This is a genomic window from Achromobacter aegrifaciens (genome assembly GCF_902859965.1).
GTDB lineage: Bacteria > Pseudomonadota > Gammaproteobacteria > Burkholderiales > Burkholderiaceae_B > Achromobacter > Achromobacter aegrifaciens.
In genome coordinates, this window is record NZ_CADIKO010000001.1 from 1,348,297 (window position 1) to 1,366,587 (window position 18,291).

An 18,291-nucleotide genomic window follows, 5' to 3' on the forward strand; every position below is an offset into this window, starting at 1 on the left:
GGATACCATGGGAAAGATTACCGGCTTTATGGAATTTCAGCGTCTGCAGGAGGCCTCCGAGGCCCCGCAGAAGCGGCTGAAGAACTGGCGCGAATTCGTGCTGCACCTGAGCGACGATCAGGCCAAGCAGCAGGCGGCGCGCTGCATGGACTGCGGCATCCCGTTCTGCAACAACGGCTGCCCGGTCAACAACATCATCCCGGACTGGAATGACCTGGTGTACCGGCAGGACTGGAAGCGCGCGCTGGACGTCCTGCACTCCACCAACAACTTCCCCGAGTTCACCGGCCGCATCTGCCCGGCGCCGTGCGAAGCTGCCTGTACCTTGAACATCAACAGCGACGCTGTCGGCATCAAGTCCATCGAACACGCCATCATCGACAAGGGCTGGGCCGAAGGCTGGGTGTCGCCGCAGGTGCCGGCGCGCAAGACCGGCAAGAAGGTTGCCGTGGTGGGCTCCGGCCCCGCGGGCATGGCATGCGCGCAGCAGCTGGCCCGCGCCGGCCACTCGGTGACGCTGTTCGAAAAGAGCGACCGCATCGGCGGCCTGCTGCGCTACGGCATCCCCGACTTCAAGCTGGAAAAGCACCAGATCGACCGCCGCATCTCGCAGATGGAAGCCGAGGGCGTGGAATTCGCGCCGTCGACCTACATCGGCAATCCCAGCGACCCCGTGGCCGACGGCCTGACGGTGCGCACGCCGGAATCGCTGCTGGCCGAGTTCGACGCGGTGGTGATGAGCGGCGGTTCGGAAACCCCGCGCGACCTGCCGGTGCCTGGCCGCGAACTGTCGGGCGTGTACTTCGCCATGGACTTCCTGCGCCAGCAGAACAAGGCGGTGGCGGGCGACCGGCTCACCAACCAGACGCTGGCCAAGGGCAAGCACGTGGTGGTGATCGGCGGCGGCGACACGGGTTCGGACTGCGTCGGCACCAGCAACCGCCACGGCGCGGCCTCGGTCACGCAATTCGAGCTGATGCCCCAGCCACCGGAAAGCGAGAACAAGACCATGACCTGGCCGTACTGGCCGCTCAAGATGCGCACCTCGTCCTCGCACGAAGAAGGCTGCGAGCGCGACTGGTCCGTGACCACCAAGCTGCTCCAGGGCAGCAACGGCAAGGTCGAGAAGCTGGTCGGCGCGCGCGTCGAATGGTTCAAGGACGAAGCCACTGGCCAGATGAAGATGCGCGAGGTCGAGGGCTCGGAATTCGAGATCAAGGCCGACCTGGTGCTGCTGGCCATGGGCTTCGTGTCGCCTGTGCAGACGGTGCTGGATGCCTTCGGCGTGGACCGCGATGCGCGCGGCAACGTGCGCGCCAATACCGACGACTATCGCACCAACGTCGAGAAGGTCTTCACGGCCGGCGACATGCGCCGCGGCCAGTCCCTGGTGGTCTGGGCCATCCGCGAAGGCCGCCAGTGCGCGCGCTCGGTGGACGCCTACCTCATGGGCAGCAGCGAACTGCCGCGCTGATCGCCACGATCAGGCCGGGCCGGATCGCCGCCGAGCGCATTGCGCCGGCGGCGATTTTTTTTCCCGCACCCCCGCCTGTTGCAACATAACCACTTTTCGATTGCGGTCTTTTCACGATTTGACACACATCAAGCGGGCCGGACGCCAGGTTTGAGAACCTGTCGTCTCACCCAATGGAAAGATCGGAGAAGAGAATGTTTTCGCTGAACGGCCGTATCCGCGCCACCGCCATCGCCGGCCTGATCGCCGCTGGCACGCTCGCCGCCCCCGCGCATGCCCACGAAGCGGGCGACGTGCTGTTCAAGGTCGGCGTGACGCAGGTCCGCCCCTCGTCCAACAACGGCACCGTGCTCAACGGCAGCGTCGGACTCGACGTCAACAACAACGTACGCCCGAGCTTCACGCTGACCTACATGGCCACGCGCAACATCGGTATCGAACTGCTGGGCGCCTGGCCCTTCCAGCATGACGTCAGCGGCAGCGGCCTGGGCAAGATCGGCTCGACCAAGCAATTGCCGCCGACGCTCAGCCTGCAATGGCACATCCTGCCCGACAGCATGATCCAGCCGTACATCGGCGTGGGCATCAACTACACCCACTTCTTCGACACCAAGGCGGAAGGCGCGCTGAAGGGTTCGGACCTGAAGCTGGGCGATTCCTGGGGCGTGGCCGCTCAACTGGGCGCGGACTTCAAGATCAACGAGCGCTGGTTCATGAACGCAGACATCCGCTACATCGACATCCGTTCCAAGGTGAAGCTGGACGGCCAGCACATCGGCACCGCGCGCATCGATCCGTGGGTCGCGACGATCGGCGTCGGCTACCGCTTCTAAAGGCAAAAGGGCCGCGCACCAGGCGCGGCCTTCCTCAGCCTTGCGGCGCCTCCAGCTTGTGCCGCAGGGCCTGCAACGCCGGCGTGTCGTCGTCGGCGCGCCAGACCAGCTGGGTCAGGGCCCGGCCATGCGAGCCGGACAGGGCGCCGATGCGCACCGTGTGCTCCGCCCCCAGCACCGCCAGCACCGAACGCGGCACAATCGCCACGCCCGAACCCGCCGCCACGCAGGCGACGATGGCGTGGTACGAGGCGAACTCCATCACCTTGCCTGGCGCAATGCCTTCCTGGTTGAGCCAGGATTCCAGGATGCGCCGGTATGAGCATCCCGACGCGAAGGCAATCACGCTGCGGTCGCCCAGGTCCTTGGGACTGTCGATCGGATCCCAGGCCAGCGGCGAGATCAGCGCCAGTTCTTCCTTGAAGGCATCCATGGCCGCCAGCCCTTCGCCCGGAAAGGGCTGCGCCACGAACGCGGCCTCGATTTCGTAGTTGCGCACCTTGGCCGCCAGCGCGGCCGACGTGCCGGTCACCAGTTCGATCCGCACCTGCGGCCAGGCCGCGTGATAGGCCGCCAGGATCGGCGGCAGGCGCGCGGCCGCCGTGCTTTCCATGGTGCCGATGCGCAGCACACCCTGCGGCGAGCCGTCGCGTACCGCGGCCTGGGCTTCGTCCGCCAAGCGCAGCAGCCGGTCGGCGTAGGACAGCAGCACCCGCCCCTGGTCAGACAACACCAGCCGGCGATTCTGGCGGCGGAACAGCGGCGCCTCCAGCGAGGCCTCCAGCTGCTTCAGGCGCGTCGACACGTTGGACTGCACGCGGTTCAGATGGGCAGCGGCGCGCGCCACGCCGCCCTGGTCGGCAACCGCCTTGAAGATCTGCAGCGCATCCAGGTCCAAGTTTCTCATTTTGAGAACTCGCTATCTTAATAATTCACTATTAATGATATTAGTACAGCCGTAGAGTAAGGGCCATGTCAACGCCCAATTACCCTTCCTCGTCACGCAGCGCTGCCGCCCTGGCATGGCCGGCGGCGCTGGCCCTGGCCGCCGCCATGGGGATAGGCCGGTTCGCCTTCACGCCGGTCTGGCCCCTGATGGCCCAGGAAGCCGGCCTGTCGCTATCCCAGGGCAGCTGGCTGGCTTCGGCCAACTACGCGGGGTATCTGCTGGGCGCGCTGGCTGCGGTCGCCTGGCCCATCCGCCGGCTGCGGGGCACGCTGGCGGCCAGCCTGCTGGCAGTGGCCCTGCTGACGCTGGCCATGCCTGTCTGGCATGGCATGGCGGTCTGGTGCGCGCTGCGACTGGCCGCCGGCTACGCCAGCGCCAGCGCCTTCATCTGCGTGGCGGCGTGGCGGGCAGTGGCCGCGGGCGATCCGCGCGAGGCGGGCGCGTCCGCAGTGACCTACGCCGGCGTGGGCGCGGGCATTGCGCTGACGGGGCTGGCCTGCCTGGCGCTGGCAGCCTGGGACCCGCGCGCCGACACGGTGTGGTTCGCGCTTGGGGCGCTGGCGCTGGCCCTGTCCGCGATCGCCTGGCCAGGGTTGCGCCGCCAGGCGGCGCCAATGCCAGCGCAATCGGCCAGCGCCGCCGCACCCGCCGCCCGGCTGCCACGCGACATCCCCGCGCTGGCGCTGCACTATGGCGCGTTCGGCGTGGGCTACATCATTCCGGCCACTTTCCTGCCGGCGATGGCGAAGGAAATCATTCCCGACCCGGCCATCTTCGGCTGGGCCTGGCCCCTGTTCGGCATGGCCGCAGCGGTGTCCTGCCTGCTGGTGCCCCGCCTGGCACGGGGCCGCGACAGCGTGCAAGTCTGGCGCGCCGCCCAGGCGCTCATGGCGCTGGGCATGCTGGCCGTGGCGCTATGGCACCACATCGCCGCCGTGATCGTGGCCGCGGTGCTGGTGGGCGGCACCTTCATGGTGATTACGCAGGCGGGAATGCTGGCCTCCAGGCGTTCGGCCGGCGCCGCCGCGCCACGCGCGGCGGCCCTCATGACCGCGGCTTTCGCCGCCGGCCAGATCCTGGGACCGCTGTTGGCGTCCTGGGCGGCGCATTGGGGCGCCGGGCTGCCGCAAGTGCTGGCGGCCAGCGCGGCACTGTTGGCGTTGTCCGCATGGCGTTTGGGAAAGATCACGACAGATGACGTGGCCGCTGGGCATAATGCGATCGGCCCGCGGGCCCGTTCACATTAAAAAAACAAAACCAGGAGTCATCTGTATGAAAGCATTGCGTCCCCTTATTGCCGCCCTGGCAGCCACCGCCGCCTTCGGCGGCGCCGCCCAGGCCCAGACCGCCGACTGGCCGGCCAAGCCCATCACCATGATCGTGCCCTACGCGCCGGGCGGCTTCGCCGACACCCGCGTACGCCTTTTGGCGCGCAAGCTGGGCGACACGCTGGGCCAGCCCATCGTGGTCGAGAACAAGGCAGGCGCCGGCGGCGTGGTCGGCACCAACCTGATCGCGCGCGCGGCGCCGGACGGCTACACCATCGGCACCGGCAATCTGGCGCCCATGGCGGTCAACCCGACGCTGATGAAGGACATGCCCTACGATCCGCAAAAGGATCTGGCCCCGATCATCCTGATCGAAAACAGCCCGCTGGTGCTGAGCGTGAACAACGAACTGCCGGTGAAGACGCTGGCGGACCTGATCGCGCTGGCCAAGAAGCAGCCCGGCAAGCTGTCCTTCGGCTCGTCCGGCGTAGGCGGCGCACACCACCTGTCCGGCGAAATGTTCCGCGAACAGGCCAAGATCGACATCGTCCACGTCCCGTACAAGGGCGGCAGCCTGGCCGCGACGGACCTCATGGGCGGCCATATCTCGATGATGTTCGAAATGGGCTATTCCGCGTTGCCCGCGATCCAGGGCGCCAAGATCCACCCCATCGCGGTCACGTCCGCCAAGCGCCTGGCCGTGCTGCCCGACGTGCCCACCATGGCCGAATCCGGCCTGCCGGGCTTCGAGTCCTACAACTGGCAGGGCATCGTCGCCCCCGCCGGCACGCCCGCGCCCATCATCGCCAAGCTCAACGCCGAGTTCAACCGCATCCTGAAGGAACCGGACGTGCAGAAGGCCATCGCCGACACCGGCAGCCAGGCGGGCGGCGGCACGCCCGAGGAATTCGGCGCCTTCATCAAGAGCGAAACCGAGAAGTGGGCCCACGTCATCAAGGCTGGGAACATCCAGCTTCAGTAACCTTCCAGGAGTAATTCCATGGCTACCCGTCTGATTGATCTGCTCAAGCTGCACCATCCCATCGTCCAGGCCCCCATGGCCGGCGGCGCCACGACGGTGGAGCTGGTTTCCGAAGCATCGAAGGCGGGAGTCCTGGGTTCGCTCGGGGCGGCCTATATGAGTCCCGAGCAGATCGAGGCGGCGGCGCGCGACATCCGTGCGCGCACGCCGCTCCCGTTCGCCATCAATCTGTTCGCGTCGGTGCCGGAAGAACCCATGCGCGGCGACGCCAGTCGCATGCTGGCGCTGATGGCGCGCTACCACCAGCAGCTGGGCCTGCCGGCGCCCGCCGCGCCCGGCCCGCAAGCCGATCCGCTGCCGCAGCAGATCGAAGCCATCCTGCGGGTGCGTCCGGCCGTCTTCAGCTTCACCTTCGGCCGCATGCCGGCCGCGGCCATCGCGCGCTGCCGCGAACTGGGCATTCTGACCGTGGGCACCGCGACCACCGTGCGCGAAGCGGTGGCCCTTGAAGCGGACGGCGTGGACGCCATCGTGGCGCAAGGCGCCGAGGCCGGCGGCCACCGCGGCACCTTCCTGGACGGTTTCGAGGAATCGCTGATCGGCACCATGGCGCTGGTGCCCCAGGTGGTCGACGCAGTCTCTGTCCCTGTTATTGCATCTGGCGGCATCATGGACGGCCGCGGTATCGCCGCCGCCTTGGCCCTGGGCGCCGATCTGGCACAAATGGGGACGGCCTTCTTGACGACCGAGGAATCCGGCATCAATGAAGCCTACAAGGCGCTGCTGCCCGCCTCCCGGGCGGAACAGTCGCGGGTGACCCGTGCGTTTTCGGGCCGGCCTGCCCGCGGCATCGAAAACGCCTTCATGCGCGAGGCCGACGCGATTGCGGCCGACATCCTGCCTTACCCCCTGCAGAACGCGTTGACGCGCCCCATGCGCACGGCGGGCGGCAAGGCCGGCAACACCGACATGCTGTCCCTGTGGGCCGGCCAGGGCGCGCCGCTCGCGCGGCGCGAGACCACCGCCGACCTGGTCGCGCGGCTGGCCCGGGAGACCGCGGCGGCGCAGGCGCGCCGCTGAGCATATTGTTCCCTGAACCGAAAACACTGTTCCACGCGCGGGCTCTCGCGTTGTGATTACAAAGCGTCGGGCTACAATGGCGCCTCGCCGCCGGGAGCCCAGGCCCGACCTCGCCCCCGGCATATGAGTAACAGGGCGCTTCCCGACGCCGCCTGTCTTCGCCGCGCCGGCCATGAATTTTGCCGGTCGCATCGACCGGACAGCAGGGCAAGCTCCGCCGCCGAAACACCCTTTCGTTGCCCATGCCCGCTCAAACCAGCAAGACCCCGGAATTCGCCCTGCGCCTGGAAGGTGTAGCGCTAGGCTATGGTGATTTCACCGTCTTGCGCGACATTTCCATGGACGTGCGCGCCGGCCAGGTGGTCGCCATCATGGGCGGCTCGGGTTCGGGCAAGACCACGCTGTTGCGCGCGGCCACCGGCCAGCTCACCGCGCAGCGGGGCCGGGTGCTGGCCTTCGGCCAGGACATGGCCCACGTCAGCCGCACCGAACTGCAATCGCTGCGCACGCGCATGGGCGTCCTATTTCAGCAGGGCGCGCTTTTCACTGACCTGAACGTTTTCGAGAACGTGGCCTTCCCGCTGCGCGAACACACCAAGCTGGCGGAGCCCGAAGTCACCGAGCGCGTGCTGGACAAGCTCGACGCCGTCGGCCTGCGCGCAGCCGCGCACCTGAAAGTGGCGGAAATCTCCGGCGGCATGGCCCGGCGCGTGGCGCTGGCCCGCGCCGTCGTGCTGGAACCCGAACTCATTCTGTATGACGAGCCGTTTGCGGGGCTGGACCCGATCTCGCTGGGCATTACCGCCCGCCTGATCCGCAACCTGGCCGACCGCCTCGGCTGCGCCTCGGTGCTGATCACGCACGACGTGCATGAATCGTTTGCCATCGCGGACCAGGTGTACCTGGTCGGCCAGGGCAAGCTTGCCGCGGCCGGCACCCCCGAAATGCTGTCGGCCTCGCAAGACCCCTACGTGCAACAGTTCCTCAAAGGGGAGCCCGACGGCCCCGTCGCGTTCCAATATCCCGAGACGCCCGCTTTCAAGAAGTGGCTTTCGCAACAGGAGGGCCGCCGCGCATGAGCGGATCCAACAACGCCATCGGCGCGCTGGGCGGCTGGGTGCGCAACCGCGTTTCCGGCATCGGCTACTTCACCCGGTTCTTCGGCGCCATGCTCGCTCGCAGCGGCATTGCGCTGTCGCGTCCGCGGCTGGTGTCGCAGCAGGTCCATTTCATCGGCAACTACTCGCTGCTCATCATTGCCGTTTCCGGCATGTTCGTGGGCTTCGTGCTGGGGCTGCAAGGCTATTACACGCTGAACCGCTACGGCTCTGAAGAAGCGCTGGGCTTGCTGGTGGCCCTGTCGCTGGTGCGGGAACTCGGGCCCGTGGTCACGGCGCTGCTGTTCGCGGGCCGTGCGGGCACCTCTCTCACGGCCGAAATCGGCCTGATGAAGGCCGGCGAGCAACTCGCAGCCATGGAAGTCATGGCCGTCGACCCCATCCGCCGCGTGCTGGTGCCGCGTCTGTGGGGCGGCATCATCGCCATGCCCATCCTGGCGGCGGTGTTCTCCATGGTGGGCATCCTGGGCGGCTGGGTCGTGGGCGTGCTGCTGATCGGCGTGGACGCCGGCGCGTTCTGGTCGCAGATGCAAAACGGCGTCGACGTCTGGAAAGACGTGGCCAATGGCGTCATCAAGAGCCTGGTCTTCGGCGTCACCGTGACGCTGGTCGCGCTCTATGAGGGCTGGCAAGCCAAGCCCACCCCCGAAGGCGTTGCCCGCGCGACCACGCGCACCGTGGTGGTGGGCTCCCTGGCGGTACTTGGGCTGGACTTCCTGCTCACCGCCTTGATGTTTGGAAATTGATACGGATCGATCATGTCTCGCGAAAAAACCGACTTCTGGGTAGGCCTGTTTGTATTGCTGGGCGCGGTCGCGCTGGCGTTCCTGGCGTTGCGCGCCGGCAACTTGAGCACCTTTTCTTTCGCCCCGACCTATACGCTGACGGCCAACTTCGATAACGTAGGCGGCCTCAAGGTGCGCGCGCCCGTCAAGAGCGCGGGGGTCGTCGTGGGCCGGGTCGCCGGCATCTCGTTCGATGACAAGACCTTCCAGGCGATCGTCTCGGTCAACCTGGAAACGGCCTATCAGTTCCCCAAGGACACTTCGGCGTCCATCCTGACGTCGGGCCTGCTGGGTGAACAATACCTGGGCCTGACCGCGGGCAGCGAAGAGGAAAACTTTGTCGACGGCGGCAAGATCCGCTACACGCAAAGCGCCGTGGTGCTTGAACAACTGATCAGCCAGTTCCTGTACGGGTCGGCCGAGAAGCAAGGCTCGAGCGCGCCGGAACCCGCCGCGAAAACGCCAAATTAAAGACAATGCGACAGACGCGGTAACAGCAGCGCGTCCAAGGTACGCAATATCATAAGAATCGTTGATAGGGATGCCCTGATCATGAATAAGAAAACCATTTGCAGGATTGCCACCGTTGCCGCCGCGGGCGCGCTGATGGCAGGCTGCGCCGCGCCGCAGAACCCGGATCCCCGCGATCCCTGGGAAGGCTTCAACCGGGGCGTCTACAAATTCAACGACACCGTCGACCGTGCCGTCTTCAAGCCGGTGGCGCAGGCCTACACCTTCGTCACGCCGCAGCCGGTGCGCAGCTGCGTGCACAACATCTTCAGCAACGTCGGTGACCTCTGGTCCGGCGCCAACAGCTTCCTGCAGGGCCGCGGCCACGACTTCGTCAACACGCTGGGCCGCTTCCTGTTCAACACCACCATGGGCGTGGGCGGCTGCTTCGACGTCGCCTCGGCCAACGGCGCGCGCCGCATCCCGAACGACTTCGGCACCACGCTGGGCGTGTGGGGCTTCAGCCAGGGTCCGTACCTGGTGCTGCCGTTCTTCGGCTCGTCGTCGGTACGCGACGGCGCTGGCCTGATCGGCGACTACGCGGGCACCACCTACGGCTACATGGGCGTCGATTCCATCGACAACGTGCGCCTGCGCAACTCGCTGTGGGGCCTGCGCGTGGTGGACACGCGCGCCAGCCTGCTGAGCGCCACCGACACCATCGACCGCGTCGCGCTCGATCCCTACAGCTTCGTGCGCGACGCCTATCTGCAGCGCCGCGCCGCCATGGTGCTGGGCCAGAAGGTGGACGACGAGTCCTCGCTGCCCAACTACGAAGACGACGAGGACGACGCCGCCCCCGCCGCGCAGCCGGCGGCTCAACCCGCGGCGCAACCTGCGGCCAAGTAAGCCGCGGGGTGCGCCCCAGTACAAGTAAGGAGTTTTGATGCGAGTTTCCTTTGTTTCCCTGCTGCAGCGTCTGGTTTTCACGGGCCTCGTGGCCCTGGGCCTGAGCGCCGGCGCGCAGGCCAAACCCGACCCCAACGGTTCTCCCGACCAGTTCGTGCTCGCCGCGGCCAACGAGGCCCTGGACGTGCTGAAGGCCGATGGCGCCGTCAAGGCGGGCAACACCGCCCGCATCAACCAGGTCGTCAACGAGCACATCCTGCCCTACGTCAACTTCCAGAAGACCACGCGCCTGGCCGCCGGCCGCTACTGGCGCCAGGCCAACGATGTGCAGAAAAAGGAACTGGCCGAGGCCTTCCGCGGCACGCTGGTGCGCACCTACAGCGGCGCGCTGACCCGCGTCACGTCCAGCACCACGGTGCGCGCACTGCCGTTCCGCGGCGACCCCAAAGCCGACGACGTGGTCGTGCGCACCCTGATCTCCCAGGGCAACGACCAGCCGGTGGGCGTCGACTACCGCCTGGAAAAGACGGGCCAAGGCTGGAAGATCTATGACATGAACGTCGAAGGCATCTGGCTCATCGAGAACTACCGCAACCAGTTCGCGCAGCAGATCAACCGCGACGGCATCGACGGCCTGATCAAGGCGTTGAACCAACGCAACCAATGATCGGCCTTGCGGCTGTCGCGGCCCGGCGCGCCCCAGTGGCCCGCCGGGCCGATTCTTTTAGGGACAGACCAGCCGGATACCCGGGGGAATGCCAGGGCTACCGGCCGGAACGGCAGCGACGCGCTTATATAATGATCAATTCGCTCTTTTCGGGCCATCTCCCGCCGTCATGTCCGCCGTCAGTCTAGAAAACGTCTCCAAGGTCTACTCCCCGCGCCAGCGCGGCTGGCAGAAGCTGCTCGGGCGCGCGCCCGCCGCCGGCTTCCAGGCGCTGGACAATGTCAGCCTGAATATCGAGCACGGCGAGTTCTTCGGCCTGCTCGGCCCCAATGGCGCCGGCAAGACCACGCTGATCTCGATCCTGGCCGGCTTGGCGCACGCCAGTTCGGGCCGCGCCACGGTCTGTGGATACGACGTCGTGGCCGACTACAAGTCGGCGCGGCGGGCTTTGGGCGTGGTGCCGCAAGAGCTGGTCTACGACCCGTTCTTCACGGTGCGCGAGACCCTGCGCATCCAGTCCGGCTATTTCGGCCTGCGCAAGAACGACGACTGGATCGACGAAATCCTGTTCAACCTGGGGCTGGCCGACAAGGCCAACTCCAATATGCGGGCGCTGTCCGGCGGCATGAAGCGCCGCGTGCTGGTGGCCCAGGCGCTGGTGCACCGCCCGCCCGTGATCGTGCTGGACGAACCCACCGCCGGCGTCGACGTGGACCTCCGGCGCACGCTGTGGGAATTCATTTCGCGCCTGAACAAGGCCGGCCACACCATCATGCTGACCACCCACTACCTGGAAGAAGCGGAAGCCCTGTGCGGCCGCATCGCCATGCTCAAGCGCGGCCGCATCGTGGCGCTGGACACCACCCAGGCCTTGATGGCCCGCGTCGGCGGCGTCGACCTGGAAGACGCCTTCGTGCGCATCATGCACGAAGGCGACGAGCAACCCGCGCCCGCCCTGCAACCCGAAGAGATCTCGTCATGACCCAGCCCGCCGCGACCGCCAGCCAGCCGCTGGTGCAGCCCCGCCTGGATGCGGGCTCCGGCTTCCCGACCTTGCTGCGCAAGGAATTGCTGCGCTTCTGGAAAGTCAGCTTCCAGACCATCGCCGCGCCCGTCATCACCGCGCTGCTGTACCTGCTGGTCTTCGCCCACGTGCTGGAAGGGCGCGTCATGGTGTATGGCAGCGTGCCCTACACGGCGTTCCTGATTCCCGGGCTCATGATGATGAGCATGCTGCAGAACGCCTTCGCCAATCCCTCGTCGTCGCTGATCCAGAGCCGCATCACGGGCAACCTGGTCTTCATGCTGCTGCCGCCGCTGTCGCACCGCGACATCTTCGCCGCCTATGTGCTGGCGGCGATCGTGCGCGGCCTCGCGGTCGGGCTGTGCGTGTGGGTGGTGGCGCTGTTCTTCGTGTCGCTGATTCCCACCCACCCGCTGTGGCTGGCCGTCTTCGCCGTGCTGGCCTGCGGCATCATGGGCGTGCTGGGCCTGATCGCGGGCCTCTGGTCCGAAAAATTCGACCAGCTCGCGGCCTTCCAGAACTTCCTCATCATGCCGGCCACCTTCCTGTCCGGCGTGTTCTATTCCATCCACACGCTCCCCGCCTTCTGGCAGGGCGTGTCCCATTGGAACCCCATCTTCTACACCATCGACGGCTTCCGCTACGGATTCTTCTCGGTGTCGGACGTCTCCCCCTGGCGCAGCCTGGCGGTGGTGACGGGGGTGTTCCTCGCGCTATCGCTCTATGCGCTGCGGCTACTGGCCAGCGGCTACAAACTCAGGAACTGACGTCCATGCTTCCCACTCCCGCGCAAGTCCGCCAATACATCGCGGACGGCCTGCCCTGTGAACATCTCGACGTGCAAGGCGACGGCTCGCATTTCGACGCGGTCATCGTCAGCACTGCATTCGAAGGCAAGCGCCTGATCCAGCGCCACCAGCTGGTCTATGCCGCGCTCGGCGACCGCATGAAGGCCGAGATCCATGCGCTGTCCATGCGCACCCTGACTCCCGCCGAATACCAGCAAGCAGGCAAGTAATGGACAAGCTACGCATCACCGGAGGTTCGCGCCTGCAAGGCGAAATCTCCATCTCCGGCGCCAAGAACTCGGCCCTGCCCATCCTGTGCGCAGGCCTGCTGACCGCCGACGCGCTGACCCTCAGCAACGTGCCGCACCTGAACGACACGGCCACCATGCTGCGCCTGCTGGGCCGCATGGGCATGCGCGCCGAGCGTGACGCGGACGGCACGGTCACGCTGCAGGCCAACCAGGTCGACAAGCTGGAAGCTCCCTACGATCTGGTCAAGACCATGCGGGCCTCCATCCTGGTGCTGGGCCCGCTGCTGGCGCGCTTCGGCGAAGCCCGCGTCAGCCTGCCCGGCGGCTGCAGCATTGGCCAGCGCCCCGTGGACCAGCATATCAAGGGCCTGGCCGCGCTGGGCGCGGAAATCAGCATCGAACACGGCTTCGTGGTGGCGCGCGCCAAGCGCCTGAAGGGCGCCTCCGTGCGCACCGACATGGTCACCGTCACCGGCACCGAGAACCTGCTGATGGCCGCCGTGCTGGCCGAAGGCCGGACCGTGCTGGAAAACGCCGCCTGCGAACCGGAAGTGGTGGACCTGGCCGAACTGCTCATCAAGATGGGCGCTCGCATCCAGGGCCACGGCACCAGCCGCATCGTGATCGACGGCGTCGAGCGCCTGCACGGCGCCGAACACCGCGTCATCTCCGACCGCATCGAAGCCGGCACCTTCCTGTGCGCCGTCGGCGCGGCGGGCGGCGACATCGTCCTGCGCAATACCGACGCGGACATCCTCGGCGCCACGCTGGGCAAGCTGACCGAGGCCGGCCTCACCATCGAGACCGGCCCCGACTGGATCCGCTGCGCCATGTCCTCGCGCCCTCGCGCCGTGGGCTTTCGCACGCTAGAGTACCCCGGCTTCGCCACCGACATGCAGGCCCAGGTCATGGCGCTGAACGCCGTGGCCGAAGGCACCTCGGTCGTCGTCGAGACCATCTTCGAAAACCGCTACATGCACGTGCAGGAACTGCGCCGCATGGGCGCGGACATCGACATCGACGGCCACACCGCCATCGTGCGCGGCGTGCCGAAGCTGTCGGGCGCCACCGTCATGGCCACCGACCTGCGCGCCTCGGCCAGCTTGGTCATCGCCGGCCTCGCGGCCGAAGGCGAAACCCTGGTCGACCGCATCTACCACCTGGATCGCGGCTACGACCAGATGGAAGTCAAACTGCGCGCCCTGGGCGCGAACATCCAACGCGTCACCAAGGAACAGGCATGAACGATGCCACCGTCATCCCCCCCTTGACCCTGGCCCTGTCCAAAGGGCGCATCTTCGAAGAAACCATGCCGCTCTTGGCCGAGGCCGGCATCGAAGTCCCCGAGAATCCCGAAAGCTCGCGCAAGCTGATCCTGCCCACCAGCGACCCCGGCCTGCGCCTGATCATCGTGCGCGCCTCGGACGTGCCCACCTATGTGCAGTACGGCGCGGCCGACCTCGGCATCGCGGGCAAGGACGTGCTCATCGAGCACGCCAAGGAGCAGCCCGGCGGCCTGTATCAGCCGATCGACCTGAACATCGCCAAGTGCCGCCTGGCTGTGGCCGTGCGCAAGGGCTTCGACTATGAAGGCGCCGTCCACCAGGGCGCGCGTTTGCGCGTGGCCACCAAATACGTGCAGTCAGCCCGTGAACACTTCGCGGCCAAGGGTGTGTACGTGGACATCATCAAGCTGTATGGTTCGATGGAACTGGCGCCGCTGGTGGGACTGGCCGACTGCATCGTGGACCTGGTGTCCACCGGCGGCACCCTGCGCGCCAACGACCTGGTCGCGGTGGAAGACATCATGCCGATCTCCTCGCGCCTGATCGTCAACCAGGCCGCGCTGAAGACCCGCGGCGCCCGCCTGCAACCGCTGCTGGACGCCTTCGAAAGAGCCGCTGCCCGCAACGCCTGACCCTCGCCCGCCGCGACGCCGCGGCGGCCGTTACCTGCTTGCTCCATGACGCCATGGCCCTGATCAATCGTCTCGACTCCCGCGATCCCGGATTCAAATCCGCCCTGTCCACGCTGCTGGCCTTCGAAGCCACCGAGGACGAATCCATCGACCGCGCCGCGGCCGGCATCCTGGCCGACGTGCGCGCCCGCGGCGACGCCGCGCTGGTGGAATACACGCAGCGCTTTGACCGCATGCCCGGCGCATCGGCCCAGACGCTGGAGATCCCCAAGGCGGACTGGCAGGCGGCCCTGGCCGCGCTGCCCGCCGCTCAGCGCAACGCACTGGAAGCCGCCGCCGACCGCGTGCGCAGCTACCACGAACGCCAGCGCGCCGAGACCTGGACCTACACGGATGCCGACGGCACCATGCTGGGCCAGCAGGTGACTCCGCTGGACCGCGTGGGCCTGTATGTGCCCGGCGGCAAGGCCGCCTATCCGTCCTCGGTGCTGATGAACGCCATCCCGGCCAAGGTCGCGGGCGTGCAGGAACTGGTCATGGTCACGCCCACGCCGGACGGCGTGCGCAATCCCATCGTGCTGGCCGCCGCGGCCATCGCCGGCGTGGACCGCGTCTTCGCCATCGGCGGCGCGCAGGCCGTGGGCGCGCTGGCCTACGGCACCGCCACCGTGCCGGCCGTGGACAAAATCGTCGGCCCGGGCAACGCCTACGTCGCCGCCGCCAAGCGCCGCGTGTTCGGCGTCGTCGGCATCGACATGATCGCCGGCCCCAGCGAAATCCTGGTCATCTGCGACGGCAAGACGCCGGCCGATTGGATCGCCATGGACCTGTTCTCCCAGGCCGAGCACGATGAACTGGCGCAATCCATCCTGCTGTGCCCGGACGCCGCCTTCATCGAAGAAGTGCAGGCCTCGATCGAACGCCTGTTGCCCACCATGCCGCGCGCCGACATCCTGCGCGTCAGCCTGGCCAACCGCGGCGCGCTGATCCTGGTCCAGGATCTCGAAGAAGCCTGCCGGATCGCCAACGACATCGCGCCCGAGCACCTCGAGATCTCCACCGAGAACCCCGAAAAATGGACCGCGCAGATCCGCCACGCAGGCGCCATCTTCATGGGCCGCTTCAGCTCCGAATCGCTGGGCGACTACTGCGCCGGTCCCAACCACGTGCTGCCGACCTCGCGCACTGCGCGCTTTTCCTCGCCGCTGGGCGTCTATGACTTCCAGAAGCGCTCCAGCCTGATCCAGGTTTCGCACCAGGGCGCCCAGAAGCTGGGCCGCATCGCCGCCGAACTGGCGCTGGGCGAGGGCCTGCAGGCGCATGCCGCCAGCGCCCAATACCGGATCGACCAGCCATGACCGTGCCGGGCCGCATCGCCGGCACCGTCCGGGCGGACATCCGCGAGCTGGCCGCCTATCCCGTGGCCCATGCCGAGGGCTGCATCAAGCTCGACGCCATGGAATGCCCCTACGAACTGCCCGAGGCGGTTCGCGACGACATCGCCCGCGCCGTGCGCGACACGCCGCTGAACCGTTACCCCGCGGCTGACCTGTCGGCGCTGCAAGCGGCCGTGAAAACGGCGTTCGGCGTGCCGGATGGGGCAGACGTGCTGTTCGGCAACGGCTCGGACGAGCTTATCCACATCGTGGTGCAGGCCTGCTGCAATCCGGGTGACACGGTGCTGTCGCCCTGGCCGTCGTTCGTCTTCTTCGACATGGCCGCGCGCTTCGACCACGCCCGCTTCGTCGGCGTGCCGCTGACGGCCGACCTGACCCTGGACTTGCCGGCCATGCTGGCCGCCATCCAGGAACACCAGCCCAAGGTGGTGTTCCTGGCCGTGCCCAATAACCCCACCGGCGGCCTCTGGTCCGATGAGGATGTAGCGGCCATCATCGCCTCCGCCCCCGGCCTGGTGGTGCTGGACGAGGCCTACCAGCCCTTCGCCGGCCACACCTGGATGCCGCAGGTGCTGGACGCGCCGAACGTGGTCGTCATGCGCACGGTGTCCAAGATCGGCCTGGCCGGCCTGCGCTTCGGCTACCTGGCCGGCCACCCAGCCTGGATCGCGGAACTGAACAAGGTCCGCCCGCCCTACAACCTGGACGTGCTGACCCAGGCCACGCTGTCGGCCGTGCTGCGCCACAAACCGGTGCTGGACGAACAGGCCGCCCGCCTGCGTGCAGACCGCGAACCGCTGGCCGCCGCCCTGGCCCAACTGCCCGGGGTGCGGGTATTCCCTTCCGCCGGCAACTTCGTTCTTGCCCGCTTTTCCGGCAAGCTGGACGGCAACGCCGTGCATCTTGCCCTGAAAACGCGCAAAATATTGATTCGCAACTTCTCCAACGCCCATCCGCTGCTGGCCGACTGCCTGCGCATCTCGGTGGGCGCCCCGGCCGAAAACGCCGCCTTGCTATCCGCCCTGCAAGAGATTTTGAGTGCTTAACATGCGTACCGCTGAGATCACCCGCAACACCAACGAAACCCGCATCCGCGTGGCCGTCAATATCGACGGCACCGGCAAGCAGACGATCGACACCGGCGTGCCGTTCCTGGACCACATGCTGGACCAGATCGCCCGCCACGGCCTGATCGACCTCGACATCAAGGCGGAAGGCGATCTGCACATCGACGCGCACCATACGGTGGAAGACGTGGGCATCACGCTGGGCATGGCCATCGCCAAGGCGGTCGGCACCAAGGCCGGCCTGCGCCGCTACGGTCATGCCTACGTGCCGCTGGACGAAGCGCTGTCGCGCGTGGTGGTGGACTTCTCCGGCCGCCCGGGCCTGGAATACCACATCCCCTTCACCCGCGCCCGCATCGGCGACTTCGACGTGGACCTGACGCGCGAATTCTTCCAGGGCCTGGTCAACCACGCCCTGATCACGCTGCACATCGACAACCTGCGCGGCGTCAACGCCCACCACCAGGCGGAAACGGTCTTCAAGGCCTGTGGCCGCGCCCTGCGCATGGCCATGGAAGTCGATCCCCGCATGGGCGACGTCGTGCCCTCCACCAAGGGCGTGCTGTAACACCTCCGCCATCCACCCGCAGCAGGCAGAAAGAAGTGACCACTATCGCCATCGTCGACTACGGAATGGGCAATTTCCATTCCGTCGCCCGCGCCCTGAAATACGCCGCCCCCGATGCCGACATCCGCATCTGCAGCCAGCCCCAGGAAATCGCCGCGGCCGACCGCGTCGTGTTTCCCGGCCAGGGCGCCATGGCGGACTGCATGCGCACCCTGAACGAATCCGGCCTGCGCGAGGCCGTGGTTCGCGCCGCGCGCGAGAAGCCTCTGCTGGGCGTCTGCGTGGGCGAACAGATGCTGTTCGATTCCAGCGAGGAAGGCGGCACCTCCTGCCTGGGGCTGTTCCCCGGCGTGGTGCGCCGCTTCTCGGGCCCCGGCTTTGCCGATCCCGTCAGCGATGACGCGGCCTGCCTGACCGACGCCGGCGGCGCCGGACTGGCCGACACCCGCCCCGAGCGCCTCAAGGTCCCGCACATGGGATGGAACAAAGTGCGCCAGACGCGCTCTCATCCTATCTGGGCCGGCATTCCGGACGAAACGCACTTCTATTTCGTCCATAGCTACTACGCCGACCCGGAAGATCCGGACCTGACTGTTGGTGAAACCGAGTATGGCCTTGCCTTTACCTGCGCGGTGGCGGCAGCTAACATTTTCGCGGTGCAGTTTCATCCCGAAAAGAGCGCCGAGCACGGTTTGCGCCTGTATCGCAATTTTGTAGACTGGCAGCCGTAGGCTCCGAGCCCACGCCCGCCAGCCCTTTCAAC

Annotated in this window: 20 protein-coding genes; 19 read left to right on the plus strand and 1 reads right to left on the minus strand. The window is 67.2% G+C overall.

The genetic code is table 11. The annotated features are described in order from the left end of the window. Positions 1 to 7: 7 nt before the first annotated feature. Together HV793_RS06230 and HV793_RS06235 are read left to right on the plus strand one after the other, a co-directional pair. Positions 8 to 1,474: a glutamate synthase subunit beta gene (locus HV793_RS06230; protein ID WP_175212845.1), complete on the plus strand. Its 1,467-nt coding sequence runs from the start codon at positions 8 to 10 to the stop codon at positions 1,472 to 1,474. 194 nt (positions 1,475 to 1,668) lie between these two features. Further along, complete coding sequence (locus HV793_RS06235; protein WP_054455471.1) at positions 1,669 to 2,307, plus strand: OmpW/AlkL family protein; 639 nt, start codon at positions 1,669 to 1,671, stop codon at positions 2,305 to 2,307. Positions 2,308 to 2,341: 34 nt separating this feature from the next. Here the strand turns inward: HV793_RS06235 and HV793_RS06240 are convergent, their stop codons facing one another. After that, positions 2,342 to 3,214, minus strand: coding sequence for a LysR family transcriptional regulator (locus HV793_RS06240; RefSeq protein ID WP_175212846.1), 873 nt, complete (start codon positions 3,212 to 3,214; stop codon positions 2,342 to 2,344). Positions 3,215 to 3,279: 65 nt separating this feature from the next. Between HV793_RS06240 and HV793_RS06245 the strand changes: the two genes are divergently transcribed. The 17 genes from HV793_RS06245 to hisH all read left to right on the plus strand — a co-directional run bounded on the left by HV793_RS06245 (position 3,280) and on the right by hisH (position 18,259). Next, positions 3,280 to 4,503, plus strand: coding sequence for a YbfB/YjiJ family MFS transporter (locus tag HV793_RS06245; protein ID WP_175212847.1), 1,224 nt, complete (start codon positions 3,280 to 3,282; stop codon positions 4,501 to 4,503). A gap of 25 nt (positions 4,504 to 4,528) precedes the next feature. Further along, positions 4,529 to 5,506 (plus strand): Bug family tripartite tricarboxylate transporter substrate binding protein, encoded by a 978-nt coding sequence (locus tag HV793_RS06250; RefSeq protein WP_175212848.1) that lies wholly within the window; start codon positions 4,529 to 4,531, stop codon positions 5,504 to 5,506. Between the two features lie 18 nt (positions 5,507 to 5,524). After that, complete coding sequence (locus tag HV793_RS06255) at positions 5,525 to 6,586, plus strand: NAD(P)H-dependent flavin oxidoreductase (RefSeq protein ID WP_054455479.1); 1,062 nt, start codon at positions 5,525 to 5,527, stop codon at positions 6,584 to 6,586. Positions 6,587 to 6,828: 242 nt separating this feature from the next. After that, complete coding sequence (locus HV793_RS06260) at positions 6,829 to 7,665, plus strand: ABC transporter ATP-binding protein (protein ID WP_054455481.1); 837 nt, start codon at positions 6,829 to 6,831, stop codon at positions 7,663 to 7,665. Further along, positions 7,662 to 8,450 (plus strand): lipid asymmetry maintenance ABC transporter permease subunit MlaE, encoded by a 789-nt coding sequence (gene mlaE / locus HV793_RS06265; protein WP_054455483.1) that lies wholly within the window; start codon positions 7,662 to 7,664, stop codon positions 8,448 to 8,450. The genes HV793_RS06260 and mlaE overlap by 4 nt, the downstream gene beginning before the upstream one ends. A 12-nt stretch (positions 8,451 to 8,462) precedes the next feature. Further along, positions 8,463 to 8,960: an outer membrane lipid asymmetry maintenance protein MlaD gene (gene mlaD / locus HV793_RS06270; protein ID WP_054455485.1), complete on the plus strand. Its 498-nt coding sequence runs from the start codon at positions 8,463 to 8,465 to the stop codon at positions 8,958 to 8,960. A gap of 81 nt (positions 8,961 to 9,041) precedes the next feature. Next, positions 9,042 to 9,848: an MlaA family lipoprotein gene (locus HV793_RS06275; RefSeq protein ID WP_054455487.1), complete on the plus strand. Its 807-nt coding sequence runs from the start codon at positions 9,042 to 9,044 to the stop codon at positions 9,846 to 9,848. A gap of 37 nt (positions 9,849 to 9,885) precedes the next feature. Next, positions 9,886 to 10,515, plus strand: a complete 630-nt coding sequence (locus HV793_RS06280) for an MlaC/ttg2D family ABC transporter substrate-binding protein (protein WP_175180349.1) — start codon at positions 9,886 to 9,888, stop codon at positions 10,513 to 10,515. Positions 10,516 to 10,684: 169 nt separating this feature from the next. Further along, complete coding sequence (locus HV793_RS06285) at positions 10,685 to 11,497, plus strand: ABC transporter ATP-binding protein (RefSeq protein ID WP_054455490.1); 813 nt, start codon at positions 10,685 to 10,687, stop codon at positions 11,495 to 11,497. Then, positions 11,494 to 12,306, plus strand: a complete 813-nt coding sequence (locus HV793_RS06290; protein ID WP_054455492.1) for an ABC transporter permease — start codon at positions 11,494 to 11,496, stop codon at positions 12,304 to 12,306. The genes HV793_RS06285 and HV793_RS06290 overlap by 4 nt, the downstream gene beginning before the upstream one ends. 5 nt (positions 12,307 to 12,311) lie before the next feature. Further along, entirely contained in the window at positions 12,312 to 12,557 is a 246-nt protein-coding gene (locus tag HV793_RS06295) for a BolA family protein (protein ID WP_013390953.1), read from the plus strand. Then, positions 12,557 to 13,822 carry a UDP-N-acetylglucosamine 1-carboxyvinyltransferase gene (murA, locus tag HV793_RS06300; RefSeq protein ID WP_054455494.1) on the plus strand — a complete coding sequence of 422 codons (1,266 nt, stop codon included), beginning with the start codon at positions 12,557 to 12,559 and terminating at the stop codon, positions 13,820 to 13,822. The genes HV793_RS06295 and murA overlap by 1 nt, the downstream gene beginning before the upstream one ends. After that, positions 13,819 to 14,496, plus strand: a complete 678-nt coding sequence (gene hisG / locus HV793_RS06305) for an ATP phosphoribosyltransferase (protein ID WP_054455497.1) — start codon at positions 13,819 to 13,821, stop codon at positions 14,494 to 14,496. Before murA ends, hisG begins: the two co-directional genes overlap by 4 nt. Before the next feature lie 53 nt (positions 14,497 to 14,549). Then, complete coding sequence (gene hisD / locus HV793_RS06310) at positions 14,550 to 15,854, plus strand: histidinol dehydrogenase (RefSeq protein ID WP_054455499.1); 1,305 nt, start codon at positions 14,550 to 14,552, stop codon at positions 15,852 to 15,854. Next, positions 15,851 to 16,939 carry a histidinol-phosphate transaminase gene (gene hisC, locus HV793_RS06315; protein WP_175212849.1) on the plus strand — a complete coding sequence of 363 codons (1,089 nt, stop codon included), beginning with the start codon at positions 15,851 to 15,853 and terminating at the stop codon, positions 16,937 to 16,939. Before hisD ends, hisC begins: the two co-directional genes overlap by 4 nt. A 1-nt stretch (position 16,940) precedes the next feature. Beyond that, positions 16,941 to 17,528: an imidazoleglycerol-phosphate dehydratase HisB gene (gene hisB / locus HV793_RS06320; protein WP_013390948.1), complete on the plus strand. Its 588-nt coding sequence runs from the start codon at positions 16,941 to 16,943 to the stop codon at positions 17,526 to 17,528. A 35-nt stretch (positions 17,529 to 17,563) separates the two neighbouring features. After that, positions 17,564 to 18,259 (plus strand): imidazole glycerol phosphate synthase subunit HisH, encoded by a 696-nt coding sequence (hisH, locus tag HV793_RS06325; protein WP_054455503.1) that lies wholly within the window; start codon positions 17,564 to 17,566, stop codon positions 18,257 to 18,259. Positions 18,260 to 18,291: the final 32 nt, after the last annotated feature.

Bases quoted from the DNA above. Each gene is read 5' to 3' on its own strand.
- HV793_RS06260 (WP_054455481.1), top strand. From the start codon at position 6,829: ATGCCCGCTCAAACCAGCAAGACCCCGGAATTCGCCCTGCGCCTGGAA.
- HV793_RS06275 (WP_054455487.1), top strand. From the start codon at position 9,042: ATGAATAAGAAAACCATTTGCAGGATTGCCACCGTTGCCGCCGCGGGC.
- hisG (WP_054455497.1), top strand. From the start codon at position 13,819: ATGAACGATGCCACCGTCATCCCCCCCTTGACCCTGGCCCTGTCCAAA.
- murA (WP_054455494.1), top strand. From the start codon at position 12,557: ATGGACAAGCTACGCATCACCGGAGGTTCGCGCCTGCAAGGCGAAATC.
- HV793_RS06290 (WP_054455492.1), top strand. From the start codon at position 11,494: ATGACCCAGCCCGCCGCGACCGCCAGCCAGCCGCTGGTGCAGCCCCGC.
- mlaD (WP_054455485.1), top strand. From the start codon at position 8,463: ATGTCTCGCGAAAAAACCGACTTCTGGGTAGGCCTGTTTGTATTGCTG.
- hisC (WP_175212849.1), top strand. From the start codon at position 15,851: ATGACCGTGCCGGGCCGCATCGCCGGCACCGTCCGGGCGGACATCCGC.
- HV793_RS06245 (WP_175212847.1), top strand. From the start codon at position 3,280: ATGTCAACGCCCAATTACCCTTCCTCGTCACGCAGCGCTGCCGCCCTG.
- hisB (WP_013390948.1), top strand. From the start codon at position 16,941: ATGCGTACCGCTGAGATCACCCGCAACACCAACGAAACCCGCATCCGC.
- HV793_RS06250 (WP_175212848.1), top strand. From the start codon at position 4,529: ATGAAAGCATTGCGTCCCCTTATTGCCGCCCTGGCAGCCACCGCCGCC.
- HV793_RS06280 (WP_175180349.1), top strand. From the start codon at position 9,886: ATGCGAGTTTCCTTTGTTTCCCTGCTGCAGCGTCTGGTTTTCACGGGC.
- hisD (WP_054455499.1), top strand. From the start codon at position 14,550: ATGGCCCTGATCAATCGTCTCGACTCCCGCGATCCCGGATTCAAATCC.
- HV793_RS06295 (WP_013390953.1), top strand. From the start codon at position 12,312: ATGCTTCCCACTCCCGCGCAAGTCCGCCAATACATCGCGGACGGCCTG.
- HV793_RS06285 (WP_054455490.1), top strand. From the start codon at position 10,685: ATGTCCGCCGTCAGTCTAGAAAACGTCTCCAAGGTCTACTCCCCGCGC.
- HV793_RS06235 (WP_054455471.1), top strand. From the start codon at position 1,669: ATGTTTTCGCTGAACGGCCGTATCCGCGCCACCGCCATCGCCGGCCTG.
- HV793_RS06240 (WP_175212846.1), bottom strand. From the start codon at position 3,214: ATGAGAAACTTGGACCTGGATGCGCTGCAGATCTTCAAGGCGGTTGCC.
- mlaE (WP_054455483.1), top strand. From the start codon at position 7,662: ATGAGCGGATCCAACAACGCCATCGGCGCGCTGGGCGGCTGGGTGCGC.
- HV793_RS06230 (WP_175212845.1), top strand. From the start codon at position 8: ATGGGAAAGATTACCGGCTTTATGGAATTTCAGCGTCTGCAGGAGGCC.
- HV793_RS06255 (WP_054455479.1), top strand. From the start codon at position 5,525: ATGGCTACCCGTCTGATTGATCTGCTCAAGCTGCACCATCCCATCGTC.